At 70.9% G+C, this 22,489-nt stretch carries 19 protein-coding genes, 1 tRNA gene and 2 pseudogenes; 14 read left to right on the forward strand and 8 right to left on the reverse strand.

The window, feature by feature from the left end; all coding sequences use genetic code 11:
• Positions 1-99 precede the first annotated feature (99 nt).
• The 4 genes from ACIRF9_RS01695 to ACIRF9_RS01710 all read right to left on the reverse strand — a co-directional run bounded on the left by ACIRF9_RS01695 (position 100) and on the right by ACIRF9_RS01710 (position 3,913).
• Positions 100-471 carry a chaplin gene (locus ACIRF9_RS01695; protein WP_403814683.1) on the reverse strand — a complete coding sequence of 124 codons (372 nt, stop codon included), beginning with the start codon at positions 469-471 and terminating at the stop codon, positions 100-102.
• Between the two features lie 141 nt (positions 472-612).
• Positions 613-891, reverse strand: coding sequence for an acyl carrier protein (locus tag ACIRF9_RS01700; protein WP_403814686.1), 279 nt, complete (start codon positions 889-891; stop codon positions 613-615).
• Positions 888-1,979 (reverse strand): HAD-IIIC family phosphatase, encoded by a 1,092-nt coding sequence (locus ACIRF9_RS01705; RefSeq protein ID WP_403814689.1) that lies wholly within the window; start codon positions 1,977-1,979, stop codon positions 888-890. Before ACIRF9_RS01705 ends, ACIRF9_RS01700 begins: the two co-directional genes overlap by 4 nt.
• Complete coding sequence (locus tag ACIRF9_RS01710) at positions 1,976-3,913, reverse strand: GNAT family N-acetyltransferase (protein ID WP_403814692.1); 1,938 nt, start codon at positions 3,911-3,913, stop codon at positions 1,976-1,978. Before ACIRF9_RS01710 ends, ACIRF9_RS01705 begins: the two co-directional genes overlap by 4 nt.
• Before the next feature lie 415 nt (positions 3,914-4,328).
• On the opposite strand from ACIRF9_RS01710, the gene ACIRF9_RS01715 reads away from it, so the two are divergent.
• The 3 genes from ACIRF9_RS01715 (at position 4,329) to ACIRF9_RS01725 (ending at position 6,291) form a co-directional block, all read left to right on the forward strand.
• A complete protein-coding gene (locus ACIRF9_RS01715; protein WP_352343553.1) occupies positions 4,329-4,709 on the forward strand; it encodes an S-adenosylmethionine decarboxylase in 381 nt (126 codons plus the stop codon).
• 32 nt (positions 4,710-4,741) lie between these two features.
• Positions 4,742-5,503, forward strand: coding sequence for a 4'-phosphopantetheinyl transferase family protein (locus ACIRF9_RS01720; RefSeq protein WP_403814695.1), 762 nt, complete (start codon positions 4,742-4,744; stop codon positions 5,501-5,503).
• Positions 5,504-6,012: 509 nt separating this feature from the next.
• Positions 6,013-6,291, forward strand: coding sequence for a hypothetical protein (locus tag ACIRF9_RS01725; protein ID WP_403814697.1), 279 nt, complete (start codon positions 6,013-6,015; stop codon positions 6,289-6,291).
• 61 nt (positions 6,292-6,352) lie between these two features.
• Here the strand turns inward: ACIRF9_RS01725 and ACIRF9_RS01730 are convergent.
• Both ACIRF9_RS01730 and ACIRF9_RS01735 read right to left on the reverse strand, forming a co-directional pair.
• Positions 6,353-6,706 (reverse strand): annotated as a pseudogene (locus tag ACIRF9_RS01730) (UTRA domain-containing protein); the annotation flags it as partial.
• A gap of 1,306 nt (positions 6,707-8,012) precedes the next feature.
• A tRNA-Arg gene (locus ACIRF9_RS01735) sits at positions 8,013-8,085 on the reverse strand.
• A 320-nt stretch (positions 8,086-8,405) separates the two neighbouring features.
• Between ACIRF9_RS01735 and ACIRF9_RS01740 the strand changes: the two genes are divergently transcribed.
• From ACIRF9_RS01740 to ACIRF9_RS01790, 11 genes and pseudogenes are all read left to right on the forward strand, one after another.
• Positions 8,406-10,013, forward strand: a complete 1,608-nt coding sequence (locus ACIRF9_RS01740) for a dynamin family protein (RefSeq protein ID WP_403814699.1) — start codon at positions 8,406-8,408, stop codon at positions 10,011-10,013.
• A gap of 3 nt (positions 10,014-10,016) precedes the next feature.
• On the forward strand, positions 10,017-12,047 hold the full coding sequence (locus ACIRF9_RS01745; protein WP_403814701.1) for a YfjP family GTPase: 2,031 nt from the start codon (positions 10,017-10,019) through the stop codon (positions 12,045-12,047).
• Positions 12,048-12,309: 262 nt separating this feature from the next.
• Positions 12,310-12,792: a single-stranded DNA-binding protein gene (locus ACIRF9_RS01750; protein WP_403814704.1), complete on the forward strand. Its 483-nt coding sequence runs from the start codon at positions 12,310-12,312 to the stop codon at positions 12,790-12,792.
• A 275-nt stretch (positions 12,793-13,067) separates the two neighbouring features.
• Complete coding sequence (locus ACIRF9_RS01755; protein ID WP_403814706.1) at positions 13,068-14,483, forward strand: TQXA domain-containing protein; 1,416 nt, start codon at positions 13,068-13,070, stop codon at positions 14,481-14,483.
• A 655-nt stretch (positions 14,484-15,138) separates the two neighbouring features.
• Complete coding sequence (locus ACIRF9_RS01760; RefSeq protein ID WP_403814709.1) at positions 15,139-15,495, forward strand: hypothetical protein; 357 nt, start codon at positions 15,139-15,141, stop codon at positions 15,493-15,495.
• A 23-nt stretch (positions 15,496-15,518) separates the two neighbouring features.
• Positions 15,519-15,885, forward strand: a pseudogene (locus ACIRF9_RS01765) (transposase); the annotation flags it as partial.
• 68 nt (positions 15,886-15,953) lie between these two features.
• Positions 15,954-16,388, forward strand: coding sequence for a hypothetical protein (locus tag ACIRF9_RS01770; RefSeq protein WP_403816141.1), 435 nt, complete (start codon positions 15,954-15,956; stop codon positions 16,386-16,388).
• A gap of 119 nt (positions 16,389-16,507) precedes the next feature.
• Positions 16,508-16,846, forward strand: coding sequence for a YciI family protein (locus tag ACIRF9_RS01775; protein ID WP_403814711.1), 339 nt, complete (start codon positions 16,508-16,510; stop codon positions 16,844-16,846).
• Positions 16,847-17,318: 472 nt separating this feature from the next.
• Entirely contained in the window at positions 17,319-18,983 is a 1,665-nt protein-coding gene (gene ettA, locus ACIRF9_RS01780) for an energy-dependent translational throttle protein EttA (RefSeq protein ID WP_403814714.1), read from the forward strand.
• Positions 18,984-18,989: 6 nt separating this feature from the next.
• Positions 18,990-19,400, forward strand: a complete 411-nt coding sequence (locus ACIRF9_RS01785; protein ID WP_403814717.1) for an acyl-CoA thioesterase — start codon at positions 18,990-18,992, stop codon at positions 19,398-19,400.
• Entirely contained in the window at positions 19,397-20,074 is a 678-nt protein-coding gene (locus ACIRF9_RS01790) for a hypothetical protein (protein WP_403814720.1), read from the forward strand. The genes ACIRF9_RS01785 and ACIRF9_RS01790 overlap by 4 nt, the downstream gene beginning before the upstream one ends.
• 18 nt (positions 20,075-20,092) lie before the next feature.
• Here ACIRF9_RS01790 and ACIRF9_RS01795 read toward each other — a convergent pair whose 3' ends face one another.
• Both ACIRF9_RS01795 and ACIRF9_RS01800 read right to left on the reverse strand, forming a co-directional pair.
• On the reverse strand, positions 20,093-21,535 hold the full coding sequence (locus ACIRF9_RS01795; protein WP_403814723.1) for an SLC13 family permease: 1,443 nt from the start codon (positions 21,533-21,535) through the stop codon (positions 20,093-20,095).
• Positions 21,532-22,488, reverse strand: coding sequence for an NAD(P)-dependent oxidoreductase (locus tag ACIRF9_RS01800; protein ID WP_403814726.1), 957 nt, complete (start codon positions 22,486-22,488; stop codon positions 21,532-21,534). Before ACIRF9_RS01800 ends, ACIRF9_RS01795 begins: the two co-directional genes overlap by 4 nt.
• Position 22,489: the final 1 nt, after the last annotated feature.

Consider the following 22,489-nt stretch of genomic DNA (forward strand, 5'->3'; position numbering starts at 1 on the left):
GCCCCGGCGCTCGAGGTGCCGGGGCTCTCCTGGTGGTGCGTACCGCTGGTGCGTACTGGGGGTACGACCGGCCGCACGGGTGGAACGTACGGACGCCGGTCAGTCGCCGTAGCCGGAGCCACCCTGCTTGTCGCTGGAGGACTTGTCGTGGTCGTACTTGCCGCCGTCGTGCTTGCCGTGACCGTGCTTGTCGTAGCCGTAGTCGTCGTGCTTGTGGCCCTTGCCGTGGTCGTCGATGTTGGCGCACGTGTTGCCGAAGGCCGGGTTCAGCGCGCCGGGGATGTTGACGGTGTTGCCGCAGAGGTTGATCGGCACGTGGATCGGAACCTGGACGACGTTGCCCGACACGAAACCGGGCGAGCCAACGGCCGCACCCTGCGCACCCGCGTCCGCCATGGCCAGGCCGGCCCCGCTGACCACCACGGCGCCGGTGCCGAGGGCAACGGCCGCCACCTTCGCGATGCGAGACATCACGTTCTCCTTTAGTGAATCGGTTCGTGCGGCAGCAGGACTCGCCGTCGCACGCCCCGTTCAACGCGGCCACCCGGGGTGGGTCACGGCACGCCCGTCCGGATCACCCTTTTTGAACAGGAGAGACGTACAGACGGGTGCCTAGCCCGCCCGGAGGTGTGTCGCGACGAAGCCGGCGAGCGTGGCGATGGACTGCAGGCTGTCCAGGCTCAGGTCCAGCGCGGCCACGTCCACCCCGAACCGGGCGTCGATCGCGCCCAGCAGGGTCACGCCGGCCAGCGAGGTGAGGGCGATCTCCGGGCCGAACAGCTCGGTGTCGGCGGGGAGTTCCGCCACCACGTCCGGGTCCAGGCGGGCGGCGTCGGCGATCATCGAGCGCAGTTCCCGCTCCACGGCGGCGAGCTCCTGGGTGTCCGTCACGCCTCGGCGTCCTCTCGGTCGGATACGTGCAGATAAGGGGGCGGCTTCGGGAGGTCGCCGTGCAGCGGCCGGGCGAGGACGGCCGAGTCGGGAGCGGCTCCGGGCGTGTCGTCCGTACGGCGCAGCCCCGCCTGGCGCAGCAGGATCCGCATCTCCAGGTTGGCGTCCGTCGGGCGCAGGGTCACCCGGAACTCCTCGGCGTCGGCCTCGCGGGCCCGGCCCATCAGCCAGAACAGGAAGGCGGCCGCCGCGCCCCGGCCGGCGACCCGGCAGGAGAGGGCGAGCAGCGGGACGGACCAGGCGCCGGGGGCGGTGCGGTCGACGAGGGCGGCGCCGATGACGCCGTACGCGCCGAAACGGTCCGTCATCCGCGCGGTGTACAGCTCGTGCCCGTCCGAGGCGGCCAGCTCGCGCAACCGGTCGGGGGTGAGGCCGGAGGAGTTCAGACGGTGGGTGCGGGCGGCGAGCTCCAGGGCGCGGGGGGTCTCGTCGGGGGTGGCCGCGCCGACGGCGAGCCGCATGGCGCACCAGCGCAGGAACTCCTCGCGGGTGCCCTGGAAGCGTTCGCCCTCGGCCCGGCGGGTCTCCTCGGTGCGGTAGCGGTGCACCCGGTCCCGCGACTCGGGGGTGACCTCCCGGCCCTCGAACGCGGCCAGCAGCGCGGGCACGTCCGCGGGGTCGAGGGTGCGCACACCGGGCAGCAGGGCCTCGACCTCGGCGCGTTCGTAGGGCGAGTCGTCGACCAGGACCAGGGCGTCCACGGCGATCCCGAGGTCCTTGGCGATCCTCTGCAGCGACTCGCTCTTGTCCTGCCAGGACACCTGCGGGGCGAGGAAGCGCTCACGCACCTCCGGCCGGCCGTCGGTGAGCCGGTCGAGCACCGCGGGCGCGCTGCGGCTCGCGATGCTGCTGAGCACGCCGCGGGCCGCCAGCGCGTCGATCGCGGCCAGCATCTCGGGGCGGGGGGTGGGCAGTTCGTCGGTGGGGGACTCGACGGCGATGTCGTCCCAGAAGGTTCCGTCGAGGTCCCACACGACGCACTTGACGCGGTCGGGGTCGAAGGCGGCCAGCGGGTCGAACGCGGTCATCGGTCCCCCCGGGGCAGGAACAGCTTCATCGCCAGGCTGGTGGGGTCGAAGCCGAACTTGCGGTAGACCGTGCGCATCGGGACGTTGCCGACATGGACCCGGCCGGTGACCTCGGTGATGCCGTTGGCCAGGCAGAACTCCAGTCCGGCGGTGAGGAGGAGTTCGGCCACGTCGCTGCGGTTGTCCACCGGGGAGACCGCGAGGGAGCGGAAGTTGGCGTAGCGGTCGCCGGTCATCGCGTTCTGGTTGATGCTCACCCAGCACCAGCCGACGGGGACCCCGCCCGGGCGGTGGGCGACGATCATGCCCTCCTTCGACTTCTCCATGGCCCGCCCCAGCCGGGACGCCCAGCGGGCGGGGTCGTCGATGGCGTCCTCGCCGAAGGAGACCCGCGCGATCTCGGCCTCGAACACCCCGATCGCCGGCAGGTCGCGCTCGTCGGCCTGACGGGTGACATAGGGGTACGCGCGCTTTTCGAGGGCGGCGCGGTCCTCGGGGGCCGGGGAGTGCCAGCCGATGGTGCGGGCGGAGGGGGTGGGGGGCGTGGAGGCGGGGGTCGGTGCGGCGGCCGGTGCGGGTGCGGTGCTTCCGGGCTGCTGGACCGGGGCCGGGGGCTGCTGGACCGGGGCCGGGGGCTGCTGGGCGTAGGCCGTGGACTGCTGGGCGGGGGCCGCGGACTGCTCGGCCGGGACGGGGGATCGCCCCGCCGGCACCGCGGTGCGCTCGGCGGCCGGTGCCGCTGGCTCCTCGGCCGGGACCAGCCGGCCGGGCCGGAAGGGGCCCTTTCCGCAGTTCGGGCAGCCTTCGTCGCGCAGGGCGGCGACCGAGGCCCACCGGGCGCCAGGGCCGACACGGACCTGGGTGCCGCACGCCACGCACGTGTACTCGCGCTGCCGGGTCCGCTTGTCGCCCGTGTACAGGGGGCCGCTGTAGTCGCCCTGCCGGGAGGCGGTCGAGCTGGTGGTGAGGAGGTGCTGGAAGAAGCCGACACCGCCGAGGATGCCGCTGCCCTCGTACTCGTTGAAGTTGCGGATGTAGCCGTTGGTGACCAGGCCGAGGGCCATGATCTCCCGCTGGACCTCGAGCATCTCGTCCGGGCTCTTGCCGCCGAAGGAGAAGAAGACGCTGTGCGCAGGGCCGGGCCGCAGGCCCTCCACCGCGCGGGAGAGGAAGAGCCGGGCGCCTTCCGGGGTGTACGGCGGGTCGGTCATGGCCACGTCGTGCTGCCCGTGCAGCTCCGCGGGCAGGGGCTGCCGCAGATCGTGCTGCACCGTCTCGACGCGGGTGCCGAGTGCCGCGGCCGTCTTCTGGATGTAGTCGAGGATCTCGGCGGAGATGTCGACCACGGTCACCCGCTCGACGATCGGCCCGCCCAGCACGTCGCCCACGACCGCCACGGCCAGTGACACGAGGTCGTCGTCGCCGATGAGCAGCAGCGACCCGCCCGGCAGCGCGCCCGCCGTCAGCAGGGCGAGCACCCGGCGCACCTTGGTCTCGGCCGTGCAGTGCGACTGGTCGATCGCCATGTCGGCGGCGGGACCCGACTCCATGAGCGCCCGCAGCCGTCGTACGGCCTCGTCCAGCACCTCGGGGATCACCAGCTCACGGCCGTCGCAGGTGCGGCAGGTGGCGTCCATGGTGAGGTCCATGCCGAGCTGCGCGACGAGATCCGAGCCGGCCTCGGTCAGCCGGGACGGGCGCTCCTTGGTCACGAGACCACGGCGGCGCAACTCGTTCCCCAGGGCGGCCACGATCGGCACCGGCAGGCCGGTGGCGCGGCTGAGGTCCTTGGTGGAGGCGGGGGCCAGGCGGCGCAACGCACGCAGCACGGACCGCACTCCGGGCGGACCCTCGTGGAGCCGGACGGCGTCCGCGACTTCCGTGAGCAGTTGATCGGCGGTGGTACTCCGAGGATGCCGACGCGCGTTCGTCACAATGCTGCTCCAGGGAAGCTGATGGATTCCGGGGGTATCGAGTATACGGGCTGGTAGCCCCGCCGATCGGACTCGGTGCGACGGCCGAGAATGCGAAGGGACAATGGAAATTCCGGTGATGTTCCGGCGGCAACCCCACGATGTTCCGGAGCCAAAGGTTTTACGTTCCGGTTTCATATTTCTGATCGCTAAGTTTTTCCGGAATTTATCGGGCCGTTTTCCGCCCGAATATGCCCGCGGTCTTCCCGCCCCCTTGACGGGGTGTGCTCGCGAGCCCCGGAGCGCCCCGGATGCTAGGCTGGGCCCCACCGAGCGCCAGTCACCGGCTCTCGAGACCTTTCTCTTCAGCCGCGCGGACCAGCGCAGATCTCTCTGAAAGGAGACGGGGGCAGCGGTTCGTCACCCCCGGTTCCCCATGACCAACTCCGCCAGCCTCGCCACCGAGGGTATAAACGTCGACGATCTGTGCTCTTATGCCGTCGACGTATGGGTGAGCGACCACAGCATCCTGACCGACGAGGAGCGCCTCCTCCAGGTGCTGCGCACGGCCGCCGAAAAGGGAAACGCCACGGTACTCGGTGAGGCGTCGCACGTTTTCCCGAACGGTGCCGTCACCGCCATTCTCCTGCTTTCCGCCTCGCATCTGAGCATTCACACCTGGCCCGAATTCAGCCTGGCCAACGTCGACCTGCTCGCCTACGGCCGACTGAACGGCGAGCGGATGATGCAGAGCGTGGAACTCGGCCTTTCGCCGACGAAGATCAACGTGACGCGCATGCTGCGCGCGGTGCACTAGTCGTTCCCTTGCCGGAGCCGTGTGCCGGTCCCGTGCCGGTGGAGGTCTCGTGGGCGCGCCTGGGCGACGCCCACGACGGTCTGAGGTCCCTGCTCGACCCCGTGGAGCGCGCCCGCCTCGACGCCACCCCCGACCCCGCCACCAGGGGCCGTTTTCTTGTCGGCTGCGCCCTGAGCCGCCTGCTCCTGGGCGAGTTGCTCGGAATGCCTCCCGCCGACGTCCCGCTGCGGCGCGTCTGCCCCCGCTGCGGTGGCCCGCACGGCAAGCCCCGGCTGGACGCACCGGCCGGGTCCGCGGCGTACGACTTCTCCGTCACCCACAGCGGCGCACTGATCGGCGTGGCCGTCTGCGCGGGTGCGGAGGTGGGCCTGGACGTGGAGGACGCCGACGCCGCCCTGGACGTCGATTCCGCCGCCCGCATCGCACTCTCCGCCCGCGAGTCGGCCATCCTGCGCTCCCTCCCCCCGGCCGACCGGAAGCCGGCCTTCCTGCGGATCTGGACGCGCAAGGAAGCGGTACTGAAGGCCCTGGGGGTCGGACTCCACATGCCGCTGCACGCACTGGAGATGTCGCCGCCCGAAGCACCACCGACCGTCCTGGCCTGGCCGGATCACCCGGCGGCCGTGCGGCGCGAACTGCACTTGGCGGACATGGTGGTTGACGGGGTCCATCCGGCGGTGGTGGCGGTGGCGGTGCCTCGGACGGGGTCCGGGGCCGGGGTCGGGCCGACGGGGGTCCGGGTCACCGAGCACGACCGGTCGGGCGCGGTGTCGTCGTACGGCCGCCTGGGGTGAAAAAGCCATCCGGGGGAGGGCGGAGACTTGCGCCAACCCCGGCAGGGCAGGACTCGAACCTGCGGCCAAGCGCTGAGAAGGCGCCTGAGCGGACATCGGGCGGGCGGGCCTGACCTGGCTTTTTCTGGGTGCTGAATCCGCACGATCGGCGACTTCGACACGGATTCCACCGACGACGACACGAACGCGCTTCGGCTACGCCCGCGCCTCCCGGATGCGGGTGGGACGTCAGCGGAACAGCTCTGGCACCGGGCAGCCATCCAACGGCTCCTCCGGCCGGTCGGCCCAGCCCCACCAGACATGCCGCCCGGCACACCTCCACAGCGACCGGCAGACCCGCCGGCCGTCGTCCTCCCGCCTGGACAGTACGGAGCCACCGGACTCCATGGGCTGGCCGCAATCAGGACAGGCCGGGGTGTCGTTGGTCATGCGGCGGACCCTAGCGGAGCAGGCAGTCATGAACTCGCCGATCCTGGGGCGCTGTCATAGTGCTCGGCTACGTTGCACGCATGACTGACAGGGATCCGCTCGTGCCGGCACTCACCGGCATGCTCGTCGATGTCGTGTGGTGGCTGGAGAGCTGCGGGGATGAGGAAGTAGATCCCGATTCCGCGGTGAAGATCATGGAGAGCGTCGGCGGGGAGCTGCTGCGCCTGCCCTCCGGCCAACGCGAGCGGCTCTTGCGGGTGCTCACGGACTTGGCCGATGCGGAGCAGAACCCTGCGAGGCGCGACTTCCTGAAGTCGTTCCCCTTTGCCATCGGCATGGTCGAGGACGAGCAGAGCTGAGGGCGAGGCTGGCCGGTAGTTGTTGGCTCAGCCGTCGTCATGCGTGCGTCGGCTACCGGTTGCCCTGATCGCTGTAGTACGTCCGTCGGGTGTGCGTGACGAGCGCTGCCTTCTGGACGCCGAGTAGCGACGCCTCCTCGGCGGTCGCGTGTTGCGACTCTGGCTGCTCCACGGCGTGGCTGACGGTGATATCGATCGCGGCCATACGGTTCATGACACCCGCCCCGGCGTGCGGCCCTCCCTCGGGGAGGACGACGAGCGTGCCGGCCGTGAGGTCGTACGGCTCCCAACTCGTCGAGAGTTGCACCGGCCTGCCGTTGGCAACGAACGCATACGTGGTCCGGACGCACAGGTCGCCTTCGGCGATCCCGAGCCGCGCCGCGATCTCCGCCGGTGCCGGCACCTTGGCGTCGGTCGATCCGCTCGTGGGGGACGAGAAGGCGCGCTCGGAACGCTTGACCGTCTGAGCGCCTACACGCCTTGGTCGTGGAACTCGACCTGTCACATGAGTGGTCGCAAGGCAGCTACCTGGCGGTTGACCGCCACCGGAGTTTGATGCGGATCTTGCAGTGGAGCATCTCAAGGGGCCGCGGGAGGTCGGTGCACCCTTCTGGGAGATCCCCTCTTAGGGGACGGCTGGGCACATGGTCAGCGGCGGGCCTGGGCGCCGTGCGCGTTCGCGGTCGAGCATGCGGACACCCCGGGCAGGACGCTCGTGGTCACCACCGACCAGCCGCATTCGAGTAACTGGCTTGGTCGCGAGGTTCAGCCTGTTCTGCCGTCAGATGTTGCCGCGGCTGTTCGGCTTGCTCTGCGTGAAGGTTGGGCTCCGACGGCTCCCGATTCCGCGTTCCACCTCGACCAGTCAGCCGGCTTCACACCCTCACCTGAGCGGACCAACGAGAACACGGCCCGGGTTGGCCTGTGCCTCAGCCGACAACAGTCGACAACAGTCGACACGCGCCTCGACGGCAAGCGGGCGGCGGCCTCCCCCCAAGGGAAGGAGCCGACGGCTGTCACCCAGCCCAGTAATGCCGTGGACAAGCGATCGTTGATGAACGCGGACTGCGCTCTGCGACCGGAGGGAACCGTAGCCATGCGAGTGCAGGACGTGACGCTCCCCAGCCCGACGCTGGGGACCAGTGGCGCGAGCTGCTGATCCACGCGGCGACGCCAGAGACCGGCAGGCAATGGACCGACACCGGAGAGATCCACGAGGAACGCGACCTGAAGGGCCGAGCCGAGGGTGAGACGCGCCCCGCGCCGGGGTGTCCCGCCCCTGACGCGCATCCTGCGGCAGTACATCGAGGACGAATAGCTCAAGCCCGGTGACCTGCTGCTTCAAGGGGAGCGGGCGGCATTCTCGCCGGTTTGGTCATCCGCCGGGCGTGGCACAGTGCGCCCAGGTGGCCGAATGGGCCGGGAACAGCGTGCCGGTGCTTGCCGGCCACTTATGCTCGGTGCGTCGAGGGGCAGCTGCCTGACCTGAAAAGGCGCCTCGAGGCCGCCGGGGATCTCCCCGAGCCGCCCGATGGAGATTGCGGCTTCCCGCCGAGAATTTCGACACGTATTCGACACGGCCACCCGCGAAAAGCCGGTGACAGCCGGACAGCCCCGGAAGCTCCCCTTGATCGTCGGGGGAGTGTCCGGGGCTGTGCCGTGGCGCGTGAAACATGTTCTGAACAGCAAAAATGCCCTCCCAAAGGGAGGGCGGAGACTTGCGCCCCCGGCAGGACTCGAACCTGCGGCCAAGCGCTTAGAAGGCGCCTGCTCTATCCACTGAGCTACGGGGGCCGGTGTGGTGGCCTCGTACGTGCTGCCCGGGTGTGGGCTGATCCGTGACGTTGCCGGGGACAAGGATAGGGCTCCCGGTTCCTTGTCCTGGTTGCTTCGCCTCCGTGGCTCAATGTGGAGGTTCGGTGAAGCGGTCCTGATAATCGCAGGCAGGTGCGAATCGTGCATCGCTTTTGGCGTCCCGCGACCCGGGTGTTGTGCACTCGTTATGCCTGGGCTGTGCCTGTGTCCCAGTCGTCCCCTCCGTCCCTTGTGTCCTATCGGCGCGCAGACATGCCTATATGCTTCATAAATCCCCTAAAATTGGGCATTCTTCGCATGTGGTGACCTTGGACGTACGGCCTCAGCTGCTCGACGCACTCTCCGCCCTGCGCGACCGTGTCGCCGCCGCACGCTTCCCGCTGCCCCTGGCGGGGGCGCCACGCGCGCGTGCCAACCGCGACGAACTGCTCGCCCAGCTCGACGACTACTTGGTGCCCCGCCTCAGACAGCCCGAAGCCCCCCTCCTGGCCGTCGTCGGCGGCTCCACCGGCGCGGGCAAGTCGACGCTCGTCAACTCCCTCGTGGGGCGACGCGTCAGCGAGGCGGGCGTGCTGCGGCCGACGACCCGGACTCCGGTGCTGGTCTGCCATCCGGAGGACCATCACTGGTTCAGCGGCATGCGCGTCCTGCCCGGCCTCGCGCGCGTGTGGGTGCCCCACCAGGAGTCGGCGGACGACCTGTTGCCGCCCGGCGAGGACAGCCGGCGCGTCCTGCGCATCGAGACCGCCGAGAGCCTCCCGCCCGGCCTCGCCCTCCTCGACGCACCCGACATCGACTCGCTCATCGCCGACAACCGCGTCCTCGCCGCCGAACTGCTCTGCGCCGCCGACATCTGGGTGATGGTCACCACGGCCGCCCGCTACGCCGACGCCGTGCCCTGGCACCTGCTGCGCACCGCCAAGGAGTACGACGCCACCCTCATCACCGTCCTGGACCGGGTGCCCCACCAGGTCGTCGCCGAGGTCTCGCGGCAGTACGGCGCCCTGCTCACCAAGGCCGGCCTCGGCGACGTACCCCGCTTCACCGTGCCCGAACTGCCCGAGTCCGCCTGGGGCGGCGGGCTGCTCCCGGCGACCGCCGTGGCCCCGCTGCGGACCTGGCTCGTCCACCACGCCCAGGACCCCGGCGCCCGCCACCACGCCCTGGCCCGCACCGCCCACGGCGTCCTCGACTCCCTCAGGTCCCGGATGCCCGAACTCGCCGGCGCCGCCGCCGCGCAGTACGCGGCCGCCCTGCGGCTCACCTCGGCGGTGGAGAAGGCCTACGACAGCGAGTACGCGCGCGTGCGGAGCCGGTTGCAGAACGGCGCCGTCCTCGCCGGGGGCGCGCTCAAGCGCTGGCGGGCCTTCCCGCTGGACTGCACCGCGGGCGAACTCCTGGACGCCCTCGTGGAGAGCCTGGGCGCCCTCCTGCTGTGCGCCGTCACCGCCGCCGACGAACGCGTCGACGAGGCCTGGCGCCGCGAACCCGCTTCCGCCGCACCGGCCCTGAAGGACGCCGAGTCCTCGCCCGAGAACGCCGAACACCGCATCGGGATGGCCGTACGACGGTGGCGGCGCGAGCTGGAGGAGTACGCGGAGGACGAGGTGCGCGCCCTGGAACGCGGGGCCGCGCCCGATCCCGAGGCGGTCGCCGCCCTCGTCGCCACCGCCCTGCTGGGCGGCCGCCGGGCCCGCACCGCGGGCGAGGGCCTCGCCGAACGGCTCGGCGCGCACGGCGCGCTGCGGCTGCGCGACCGCGGCGGACGGCTGCTCACCGAGCACCTGGACCGCGTCCTGCACACCGAACGCGAGCGGCGCCTCGCCCCCCTCGACGGACTCGACGTCCACGCCGAACCCCAGGCCGAACTCATTGCCGCGCTGTCCGTACTGCAGAAGGAGAGGTGACCGGTGACCGCCGTCACTGACGAGGACCACACGGATCACTCGGATCACTCGGATCACTCGGACAACAAGGGGCGCGGGGAGAACGGTCGTCCTCGGGAGGACTCCCCGGCCGGACAGGCCGCCGCGGAGGAGACCGCCCCGGCCCTCGAGGGCGCGGACCACGAGGGCCCCGATCAGGGGTCCGCAGGGGAGGACCGGGATGGCGATCGCGGCGAACCCGGCCACGCGCGGGTGCCCCGCGGTCCGAAGAGCGACGCCCACGCGCGCGTACGTGAAGCAAACGGCCCCGCCGACGATCGTACGGATGCCGCCGACGCCTGGGACGACGGGCTCATCGCGCGCCGGGTGAACGAGGAGTCCGCCTCCACCTCCCTCTCCGCCTCCGCCGCCGAGCCGGCCGCCATGGTCGAGACGCGGGTCGGCGGCCCCGCACCGGCCGGGTCCCCGCTCCTCTACGACGCCCCCCTGCGCTCCCGGCTCGAATCGCTGCGTGAACTCGTGGGCCTCTCCCGCACCCGCCTCGACAACAGGACGCTCGCCGAGGCCGGCCGGGTCCTCGACGAGGCGACGGCCCGGCGCAGGCTCTCCGGGCAGCACACCGTCGTCGCCATCGCGGGCGCCACGGGCAGCGGCAAGTCCCAGCTGTTCAACACGCTCGCCGGGGTGCCCATCTCGGAGACCGGCGTACGGCGCCCGACGACCGCAGCCCCCATCGCGTGCAGCTGGAGCGACGGCGCCGCGAGCCTCATCGACCGCCTCGGCATCCCCGGCCGGCTGCGCAGACGGCCGGCGCAGAGCGCGGAGGCGGAGGCGCAGCTGCGCGGACTCGTCCTGATCGACCTGCCCGACCACGATTCCGCGGCCGTGCAGCACCGCGAACAGGTCGACCGCATCCTGAAGCTCGTCGACGCGGTCGTCTGGGTCGTGGACCCGGAGAAGTACGCCGACGCCGTCCTCCACGAGCGCTATCTGCGGCCCCTGGCGGGCCACGCCGAGGTCATGTTCATCGTCCTCAACCAGGTCGACCGGCTGCCCGGCGAGGCCGCGGAACTGGTCCTCGACGATCTGCGCCGACTGCTCGACGAGGACGGCATCGCCCTCGGCGAGTACGGCGAACCGGGCGCGACCGTGCTCGCGATGTCGGCGCTCACCGGGGACGGCGTCGGTGAACTGCGCGAGCTGCTCGGTCAGTTCGTCGCGGAGCGGGGCGCGCCCGGACGACGGGTCTCGGCCGACGTGGACGCCGCCGCGGGCCGGCTGCGGCCCGTCTACGTCACCGGGCGGCGCACCGGGCTCAGCGAGGAGGCGCGCGACGAGTTCGCCGACCGGCTCGCGGAGGCGGTGGGCGCCACCGCGGCGGGCGAGGCCGCCGAACGCGCCTGGCTGCGCAACGCCAACCGCGCGTGCGGGACGCCCTGGCTGCGGTTGTGGCGGTGGTGCCAGGACAGCGGCCCGCCGGGGACCGGCCGGCTTCCGGTCCGCAGCCAGGCCGACGAGGAGACCACGGCACGGCAGCGCGTCGAACAGGCGGTGCGGACGGTGTCCGAACGGGCCTCGGCCGGGCTGCCCGCGCCCTGGGCGCAGGCCGTGCGGGAGGCGGCCGTACGCGGCTCCCAGGGGCTGCCCGAGGCGCTGGACGAGCTGGCGGCCCGGGCCGGTCTGCCGCCGGGACGGCCGCCGCGGCCGGGGTGGTGGCCGGCGGCCGTGCTGGTGCAGGCGGCCATGACGCTTCTTCAGATCGTCGGCGGGCTGTGGCTGGTGGGGCAGATCGTCGGGGTCATGGCACCGAACCTGGGGGTTCCGGTGCTGCTGATGGTGTCCGGGATCATCGGCGGCCCGCTCGTGGAGTGGAGCTGCCGGATGGCGGCACGGGGACCGGCCCGGCGGTACGGGCAGGACGCGGAACGACGGCTGCGGGAGGCGGCCGCCGGGTGCGGCCGGGCCCGGGTCCTCGATCCCCTGGCGGCGGAGCTGCTGCGGTACCGGGAGGTGCGGGAGCAGTACGGGAAGGTGGTGGGGGCGGGGGTGCGCTGACCTGGGGACGGGCGGGGTGGGTGCCGACCTGGGGACGGCGGGGGCGGGGTGCTGACCCGGGGATGGGCGGGGGAGTGATCCACAAGTGGATCGAGGGGGCTCACTCGTCCGGGTGGCGGAGTTGTCCACAGGCGGGCGGTGGTCCACAGCGCTCGGCGGGGCCTGGTCCGGCGGAGGCAGTCTGGCCGCACGGCGATCGCGACGGACGCGGTCGCTGCGCGGCGCGCCAGACGCAGCCGTACGGAACGGGAGGGGTTCGAGCATGAACGAGACGATGGTGTGCACGGTGGGCAACGTGGCGACGCAGCCTGTCTACCGGGAGTTGGCGGCGGGGCCGTCGGCGAGGTTCCGGCTGGCGGTGACCTCGCGCTACTGGGACCGCGAGAAGAGCGTCTGGACCGACGGGCACACCAACTTCTTCACGGTGTGGGCCAACCGCCAACTGGCCGTGAACGCGGCGGCCTCGCTGAACGTCGGGGACCCGGTGATCGTGCAGGGCAGGCTGAAGGTGCGTACGGAGACGCGCGAGGGGCAGCAGGCCTGGACGTCGGCCGACATCGACGCGGTGTCGATCGGCCACGACATCGCGCGCGGCACCTCGGCCTTCCGGCGCTCGGGCAGGCCCGAGACGGCCACCGCCGGTGTGCCCGCGCAGCCGGAACCCACCTGGGAGACACCCGCGCCGACGGTGGACTCCGGTGAGCCGGAAGCCCGACAGCGGCGTGAGCCCGTGGCGGTGACGTGATGTCGGGCGGCGCCCCGAACTGATCCGGACAACGGCTTATCGGCGGATCCCTCCGCGATTGCCCGGTGGATTTGTCGATAAGACCCGCTCGTGGGCCGCCCGTAGACGATCTTGGCGATAACGATTACGAGTCGGATCGTCCATCCGATGACATGACCGGGAAACCGGGCGCGCGGGCCTCTCTAGGATGCCTCCACGTGGCTCACGGGGCTTCTGAGTCTGCTGGTGGGACCGAACCCACCGCGTCAACGGGTCCTGCTCGAAGGGGAATTGCGTTGATTTCTTCGTTCTCCGCGCCGTTCGCGCGCCGGCGGGGCGTCGCCCGCCTCGCCGCGGCGACGCTGGTGTCCGGACTCGTCGCCGCCGGCGTGCTCGCCTCCGCGGGCGCGGCCGCCGCCGACGGGACCACGCAGACCCAGGGCGGAGCCACCGCGACCATAGGCGGCCTCAAGACGTACGGCGCCGCCGTGATCCACGACGACAGCGGGGACCAGGAGGTCTCGGCGGGCCTGTTCGAGATGTCCGTCGAGGGCGGCGGCACCCTGCAGACCTACTGCGTCGACCTGTACAACCCGACCCAGCGGGACGCCAAGTACCACGAGACGCCGTGGAGCGGCACCTCGCTGGGTGCCAACTCCGACGCGGGCCGGATCCGTTGGATCCTGCAGAACTCCTACCCCCAGGTCAACGACCTCGCCTCGCTGGCGGAGAAGGCCGGCATCGACGGCGGACTCACCGAGCAGGACGCGGCGGCCGGCACCCAGGTGGCCATCTGGCGCTACTCGGACGACGCGGACGTCGACGCCGTCGACCCGCAGGCCGAGCAGCTCGCCGACTACCTCCAGAAGGCCGCCCACGACGTGGCCGAGCCGGAGGCGTCCCTGACCCTCGCCGCGCCGGCGGTCTCCGGGCACCCCGGAGAACTCGTCGGACCGGTGACCGTGCACACCGACGCGAGCACGGTGACGGTGACGCCGCCGCTGGACGCCGACATCAGCGGGGTGCGGATCGTCGGCAAGGACGGCAAGCCGGTCACCTCCGCGCAGGACGGCACCCAGCTGTTCTTCGACGTGCCCGCCGACGCCGAGGACGGCTCCGCCGAACTGACGGTCCAGGCCTCCACCACCGTCCCCGTCGGCCGCGCCTTCACCTCCGAGAGCCGCAGCCAGACGCAGATCCTGGCCGGCTCCAGCGAGTCGACCGTGTCGGCGACGGCCACCGCGACCTGGGCGACGCGGGGTGCCGTACCGGCGCTGTCCGCGGCGAAGAACTGCGCCAAGAGCGGCGTGGACATCACCGTGGCCAACCGGGGCGACGAGGACTTCACCTTCGAGCTGATGGGCACCGAGCACGCCATCCCGGCGGGCACGTCCCGGACGGTGACGATCCCGCTCCAGGAGGACCAGCCCTACGACTTCACGATCAACGGCCTCCAGGGCGCCGAGAGCCGCTTCACCGGCGTGCTGGACTGCAAGACCCAGGCCGCGGAAACCTCCGACCTGACCACCCAGACCCTCAGCGAACCGAGCCCGGCCACGGTCGGCGGCACCACCTCCACCGACACCAACCTCGCCGAGACGGGCGGCTCCAGCGCCACCCCGATCATCGCGGGCACGGCCATCGGCCTCGTGGTGATCGGCGGAGCGGCCCTGCTGCTGGTGGGACGGAAGGAGAACGGGGCACGGGGCTGACGAAGAGGTCGTCGTGCGTCAGGGCCCGTCGTACTCGATCAGCGAGCCGTCCGACCCGAAGGTGAAGAAGCGCGGTGGGCCCATGGCCTCCATGGCCCTGCGCCGCGCTTCCTCCCCCACGGGGTCAGGACCGTGAGGATGCTGGGGGCCTCGACGAAGCGCCGCACTTTCGACTGGCTCCACAGCGAGCAGCTTCCAGTCGCTCCCCAACCGCTTGAGTGATCGACGGGCTGTCGCGTCGACTCCTGCATGAGGACGAACGGTCGATTCCGCGGCCTTCCATGCCCTCGCACGGTAAGTAACACCCCCGTATGAGCGGGGGCCCTGACCTGGGGTTTCGCGGTTGACGGCTGTGGCTCGTCTGTCACTGTGCCCTCATCGGCGACAAACCCGCCGGTGAGCGACTCGTGTTGGGCAGCTTGCGCCGCCTCTGGGCCGTTTCTCAGCTCGGTGCCTCTAGATCGATGAGTCTGAGGAAAGCCGGGCCAGGTCTGCCCAGCCCGAGGAGGCCAGCGCGGGGGCTGAGGCCGCCGTGCGCGAAAGCCCGCCTTTTCAGAGGGCGTTGGAGCCTGTCGGTGGGTCTCCTATGGGTCAGGAGTCGACCACTCCAGTGACCACCTCTGGTGGCAGTCGCCGGCCTGCTTCACTGACAGCGATGGCGTTCGTGAGCCCCGATGGAGCGATGATGGCTGCCTGGCGCCAGGTTGAGAGCAAGCTCTCCGAGATGGTGCCGAACTACGGAGACATGAAGGAGCGCGGCAAGCTGTTCCAGCTGATCACCAGAAGTGAACATTTCTTCCCCCGGGACATCAGCGGAGCACTTCAGGACTTGAAGAAGATGCGCAATGAGGTGACTCACGTAGTTGATCAGGGCCGGATCCCGAGGGCCGAGGCTGCGGCGGAGTACGTCGAGAGCTGCCAAGCCCTCGTTGAATGGCTCGACGAGTACCGACGTAGCCCTGCCTGGGAGAGTGCGGTGGAAAGGCTGCGCCTCCTGCTTGGGTCCGAGTGAGCCTCCTGAGGACGAACGGAAAGCAGCTCGACCGGCAGATCTGCGATATCTTCCACGCTCATCCGCAGGCCGCTGTCATCGAGTCGATGCCCGGCAATCGCCCCATCCTCGGCGCCGAGTTCCTTGTCGCCGCGGGAGACTGGCCGCCTCTCCCGACGCCGGTCACCTCGCCTCCGCCGCCGGCCTGGTCTCCGTCGCCAAAGACTCCGGACGCCGCACCGGCAACCTTCACCGGCCCCAGCGCTACAGCCGCCGCCCCCGAAGAAACGAGCCCAGGGTCGCAAACACATGCCCACCGTTATCGCCCTCGCCCGCCGCCGCGTCGACGTCCTCCGGGCTCTGATCCGCGACAACCGACCCTTCGCCACGAGCCCACCAGCAAGGACGCGCACCACGTGCGGGGTGCATGATGACGCAGTGGAGTCAGCTTCCGATCAAGCGCAGACGACGGGGGAATCGTGGTCTACCGACTCAGCTTCTTCTGCCGCTCTGGAGAGGTCAGAGGCGACGAGGCGCTTGATCGCCTGCTGGACCACCTCCTGGAGAACGGCGACCGTCTGGTGGGCGAGTGGTTGGGGCCGTTCGAGGATTCGGTGGCCGCGTTCAGGCTCGGGACTGGTAGCAGCGACAGCGACAGCCCAGTCGCGGACTTGCTGACGCTGGAAATGCACGTGGGCGTAGCCGAGATCGCAGAGTCTGTGATCGCCGCATCGCCTGATGACGAGCGGGGCATCTGGGGATGCGACCTGCTAGCCACCGTCACTCTCAACGGGGACAACCCCGACTGGGCTCTGGTGCAGCGAATTCGGGCCGCCCTGGTGAGCCTGTGGGGGGCGGTTCCGTGGGACGAGTCCTCCGGGTTCGAGATCGCTGCCAGGACGCCGCAGCTCTGAGCTCTACCAAGATCCCGGCCAGCTGCGGCGCAGGCGACCGATGAGAAGCGGACGCGGAGTCCGTCTGAACGGGAGCAGCGACGAGGCGGCCAGGCGGTCGGTGAACAAGGAGGCGGATGATGGCGCGGTACCTGATCTCGTTCGACGACGGATCGATGAACTTCCCCGAGGAGGACTTCCCGGCGGTCGGCGAGGCATCCCGCCGGGTGGTCCAGGAGGCCAAGGAGGCAGGTGTCTGGATCTTCGGCGCCGGAGTGGAGCGTCAGCAGGCGAGCATCGTGGCCACCGACGGCACGGTCACGGACGGACCGTTCCCCGAGACCAAGGCGGTCGTGGGCGGCTTCTCGATCATCGAGGTCCCGTCGCGTGAGGACGCGCTGATGTGGGCTGCGAAGATCGCCGAGGCGTGCCGGTGCGCACAGGAGGTGCGCGAGATCATGTACGACCCTGAGAGCTGAGCCACCGATCCGGACCAGAAGGTCGTGCCCCATCCGTGCCCGACCTGCCGGGGGAGCCGCGGTGAATACTGGTGCAGCGGCGTACACCAGCAACTCTGTCCGGCCGTCGCACGAGCCGACAGCCGCATCCGGAGCAGGCTCGGATCGAACTCCTGAAGCAGTGATCGGCGTCTCTCGCCCCGGGCCGGGGCCAGTTCGAGGGCTCCGGCCAGCGTCACGGGCCGGCCGTGGCCGCTTGCTCCGGTGGACGACAAACCCCGATGGCGTGATCAGCCCCGGGCCGTCTCTGGGCCGTCCGAGGTCCCCGAGGCCACCCGACAGCGACCGGCAACGACAGACGCCCCGCACCTGTCAACAGCGAACCCCCAGGTCACAGCCCCCCGACCGAACGGGTTTCCCCCCAGGGGTAGCCGTCCGGCAAGATGGGGTGTATCTGCCCACTGCCAGATTTCAAGCTGCCGGACGGTTTCTCTTGGCTGAGTACATCTACACCATGCGCAAGACGCGCAAGGCACACGGCGACAAGGTGATCCTTGACGACGTAACGCTGAGCTTCCTGCCCGGCGCGAAGATCGGTGTGGTCGGGCCGAACGGTGCCGGTAAGTCCACCGTTCTGAAGATCATGGCGGGGCTCGAGCAGCCCTCCAACGGTGACGCGTTCCTGTCGCCCGGATACAGCGTCGGCATGCTGCTGCAGGAGCCGCCGCTGGACGAGTCCAAGACGGTCCTGGAGAACGTGCAGGACGGCGCCGCCGAGATCATGGGCAAGCTCAAGCGCTTCAACGAGGTCGCCGAGCTGATGGCGACCGACTACTCCGACGCGCTGCTCGACGAGATGGGCAAGCTGCAGGAGGACCTGGACCACGCCAACGCGTGGGACCTGGACACCCAGCTGGAGCAGGCCATGGACGCCCTGGGCTGCCCGCCCGGCGACTGGCCCGTCACCAACCTCTCCGGTGGTGAGCGCCGCCGCGTCGCGCTGTGCAAGCTGCTGCTCGAGGCCCCCGACCTGCTGCTGCTCGACGAGCCCACCAACCACCTGGACGCCGAGTCCGTGCAGTGGCTGGAGCAGCACCTCGCGAAGTACCCCGGCACCGTCGTCGCCGTCACCCACGACAGGTACTTCCTGGACAACGTCGCCGAGTGGATCCTGGAGCTCGACCGCGGCCGCGCCCACCCCTACGAGGGCAACTACTCCACCTACCTCGACACCAAGGCGACCCGCCTCAAGGTCGAGGGGCAGAAGGACGCCAAGCGCGCCAAGCGGCTCAAGGAAGAGCTGGAGTGGGTGCGGTCCAACGCCAAGGGGCGTCAGGCCAAGTCCAAGGCCCGTCTCGCCCGCTACGAGGAGATGGCCGCCGAGGCGGACAAGATGCGGAAGCTGGACTTCGAGGAGATCCAGATCCCGCCGGGCCCGCGCCTGGGCTCCATCGTCGTCGAGGTCAACAACCTCTCCAAGGCCTTCGGCGAGAAGGTCCTCATCGACGACCTGAGTTTCACGCTGCCTCGTAACGGCATCGTCGGGGTCATCGGCCCGAACGGCGCCGGCAAGACCACCCTCTTCAAGATGATCCAGGGCCTCGAGGAGCCCGACTCCGGGTCCATCAAGGTCGGCGAGACCGTCAAGATCTCGTACGTCGACCAGAGCCGCGAGAACATCGACCCGAAGAAGTCGCTGTGGGCCGTGGTCTCCGACGAGCTCGACTACATCAACGTCGGGCAGGTGGAGATGCCGTCCCGCGCGTACGTCTCCGCCTTCGGCTTCAAGGGCCCCGACCAGCAGAAGCCGGCCGGTGTGCTCTCCGGTGGTGAGCGCAACCGTCTGAACCTCGCGCTGACCCTCAAGCAGGGCGGCAACCTGCTGCTCCTCGACGAGCCGACCAACGACCTCGACGTCGAGACCCTCAGCAGCCTCGAGAACGCGCTGCTGGAGTTCCCGGGTGCGGCCGTGGTCGTCTCCCACGACCGGTGGTTCCTCGACCGGGTCGCCACGCACATCCTCGCCTACGAGGGTGACTCCAAGTGGTTCTGGTTCGAGGGCAACTTCGAGTCGTACGAGAAGAACAAGATCGAGCGGCTCGGGCCGGACGCGGCACGTCCGCACCGTGCCACCTACAAGAAGCTGACCCGGGGCTGATCGATCTTGCGGCACATCTACCGCTGCCCGCTGCGCTGGGCGGACATGGACGCGTACGGCCACGTCAATAACGTGGTGTTCCTCCGCTACCTGGAGGAGGCCCGTATCGACTTCCTGTTCCGCCCGGAGAAGGACTTCAAGCAGGGGTCCGTGGTGGCGCGCCACGAGATCGACTACAAGCGGCAGCTCGTGCACCGGCACTCGCCGGTCGACATCGAACTGTGGGTCACCCAGATAAGGGCGGCGTCCTTCACCATCGCCTACGAGGTGAAGGACGGCGACCACGTCTACGTCACGGCGTCGACGGTCATAGTGCCGTTCGACTTCGAGGCGCAGCGGCCGCGCCGGATCACGGCGGAGGAACGCGAGTTCCTGAACGAGTACCGGGACGACGCCGAGGAGGCCGTCGCCGCATGACGGTGCTCCACCTCGCCGACGAGGGGGAGGCGGCGGACCTCGCGGCCTTCCTCTCCCGGCTGCTCCACTACGACCGTGGAGCCGCGGTGCGGCTGCAGGCGGCCGGCACCGCACTCGCCGTCTTCGGCCGGCCGCCCTCCTTCGAGGTGCTCGCGATCCGGGCCGTACGGCTGGCGAAGCCCTACGAGAACGGGCTCGACGTCACCCTGGACGCCACCGTGTCCGCGGGTGAGCTGCTGGAGTCGGTGGACGAGACGGCTGCCACGGCCGCCGTACCGCCCGCCGTCACCGGGCCGCCGTGGGCCGGTGTCCTGCCGCCGCGCGGCGGCTGGCGGTCCGAGGAGGGGCTGCCGGAGCCGGACGCCCTGCGGGCGCTCGTCGGCGCGGCCGTCGCCGAGTTCCGGCGCCGTACGGAGGAACTCGCCCCCGAGAGCCGTACCCGCGCCGAACTCGACCGGATCGGACGGGAGATCTGGTCCCGGACGATCGGCGACACCGCCCTTCCGGTACGGGCCGTGCACGCGGCCCAGTCACTGGGGTTCCTGCGGCCCTCCGCGGGGGCCCGGGACCTGGCGCTGCTGTCGCGCGGGGCCTGGCTGCGACTGCGCACGCCGTACGGCTCGGTCGCCGTACGACGTGCGGGGCTCGGGGCGCTGGACGTCAGCGTTCGCTGATCTCCCTCGCCAGGCTGGTCACACCAGGGGCCACAGCGCGGCCGTCAGGCCGAAGCCGATGACGCCCATGGTGGTCGTCAGGACCGTCCAGGTGCGCAGTCCGGAGGCCACGTCCAGGCCGGCCAGCCGGGTGAACATCCAGTAGCCCGCGTCGTTGATGTGCGAGACGGCGAGACCGCCCGCGCCCATCGCCAGGGCCACCAGGGAGAGCTGCCCGGTGGACAGGTCGGCGCGCTGCAGCAGCGGGGTGAGGATGCCCGCCGTCGTGATCAGGGCCACCGTCGTCGAACCCTGGGCCGCGCGCAGGGTCAGCGCCGTCAGGAAGGCCAGGAAGAGCGCCGGGAGACCGGTCCTGTCCAGGACGTCGGCGATCGCGTCGCCGATGCCGCTCGCCACCAGCACCTTGCCGAAGACACCGCCCGCGCCCGCCACCAGGATCACCATGGCGACGGAGGGGAGCGCCGAGCCCATCACGTCCGCGATGTGCGAGCGGTCCCAGCCGCGGCGGGCGCCGAGCAGGTACGCGCACAGCGCCACGTCGATCAGCAGGGCCACCATCGGGGCGCCGAGGACGGTGAGGACCGCGCGGAGCGTGGAGCCGTCGTCGAGGAGGTTCTGGCCCAGGGTGCCGGCCAGGATCAGCAGGATCGGGGTGACGATCAGCGCGAGGACCATGCCGAAGGAGGGGGCGGCAGGGGTCGTGTCCGTGACGGCGGGGGCGGGCTTGGTGAGGACGGCGGTGCCGTGGGCGTCGCCCGCGGGGGTGACGGCGGGGGCGGAACCGCCCGTGGCCCCGGGGGCGGGCTCCTCGCCGTAGACCTCCGCGTACACGGCCGGGTCCATCGGGTACTCGCGGCGGGTCATGCGGCGGGAGACCAGGTGGCCGAGGAGGACGACGACCGCGGTGACCGGGATGCCCAGCAGCAGGACGAGGCCCTGGTCGGCGCCGATCGCCTGGGTGACGGCGACCGCGCCGGGGTGCGGGGGCAGGAAGGCGTGCACCGTGAGCATCGCCGCGCCCATCGGGAGGGCGTAGACGAGGAGCGGCTTGCGGGAGGCGCGGGCGACGCCGTACGCGATCGGCATCAGGATGATCAGGCCGACCTCGAAGAAGACCGGGATACCGAGGACGAAACCGGCGACCGTGAGCGCGAGCGGGGTGCGCTTGGAGCCGAAACGGTCGATGAGGGAGTGGGCGAAGGAGGCCGCGCCGCCGGAGAGTTCGATGATCCGGCCGATCATCGCGCCCAGGGCGATGATGGTGGCGATGTGACCGAGGGTGGAGCCCATGCCCTCCTCGATGGTCTTCACCAGGTCGGCGGCCGGGACTCCGGCGCTGAGCGCGACACCGATGGAGACGACGACCAGGGCGACGAACGGCTGCACCTTGGCCCGCAGGATGAGCAGCAGGAGCGTGGCGACGCCGACGGCCGCGATGAGGAGGAGAGTGGTGTGGCTCATCTGATGCCTCCCTCGGAGGGAACGGGGGTGGTGGGGACTGCGGGGGCTGCGGGGGCTGCGGGGGCCTTTGGGGAGAGGACGGTGACGACCGAGGAGTCGTCGTGGGCGGCCAGGCCGGCGGCCTCGCCGAGGAGGTAGAGCTGCTGGGCGGCGGAGGCGAGCGGGACGGGGACGTGGGCGTCCTTCGCGATGCCGGTGACGATGCCCATGTCCTTCACGAAGATGTCGAGGCGGGACTTCACCTCGGGCGTGGAGCCGTTCGCGTACGTCTCGACCATGCGGGGGCCGCGGTCGGCGAACATGAACGAGCCGGCGGCGCCGTGGCGGAGGCTCTCGACGACCGTGGCCGGGTCGAGGCCGAGGCCCCGGGCCAGGGCGATCGCCTCCGCGGCGGCGGCGATGTGAACGCCGGCGAGGAGCTGGTTGATCGCCTTGAGCGACTGGCCGTCGCCCGGGTTCGGGCCCACGACCGTGAGGGTGGAGGCCAGCAGGTCCAGGACCGGGCGGGCCAGGTCGAGGGCCTTGTCCTCGGCTCCCACGACGATCAGCAGGTCGCCGTTGCCGGCGCGGACCGGGCCGCCGCTGACCGGGGCGTCGACGGTGAGGACGCCCTGCTCGGCGAGGCGGGCCGCCGTGGCGCGGGCGGCTTCTGGGCCGACGGTGCTGGTGAGGACGACGGCGGTGCCGGGGCGGAGGGTCTCGGCGGCGCCGTCCTTGCCGAAGAGGGCGGCGTCGACCTGGGGCTGGTCGCGTACGGCGAGGAGGACGACGTCCGCTGTGCGGGCGGCGTCGGCGGGGGTGGGGGCGGGGGTGCCGTTCGCTGCCGCCAGCTGTTCGAGGCGGGGTTGGGAGATGTCGTAGGCCGTGACGGGGAGGTGGGCGGCCAGGTGGGTGGCCATGGGGAGACCCATGGCGCCCAGGCCGATCACTGCGGTGCGGGGATGCGGGGTCATC

This window comes from Streptomyces sp. NPDC096132, assembly GCF_044763345.1.
Taxonomy (GTDB): Bacteria; Actinomycetota; Actinomycetes; order Streptomycetales; family Streptomycetaceae; genus Streptomyces.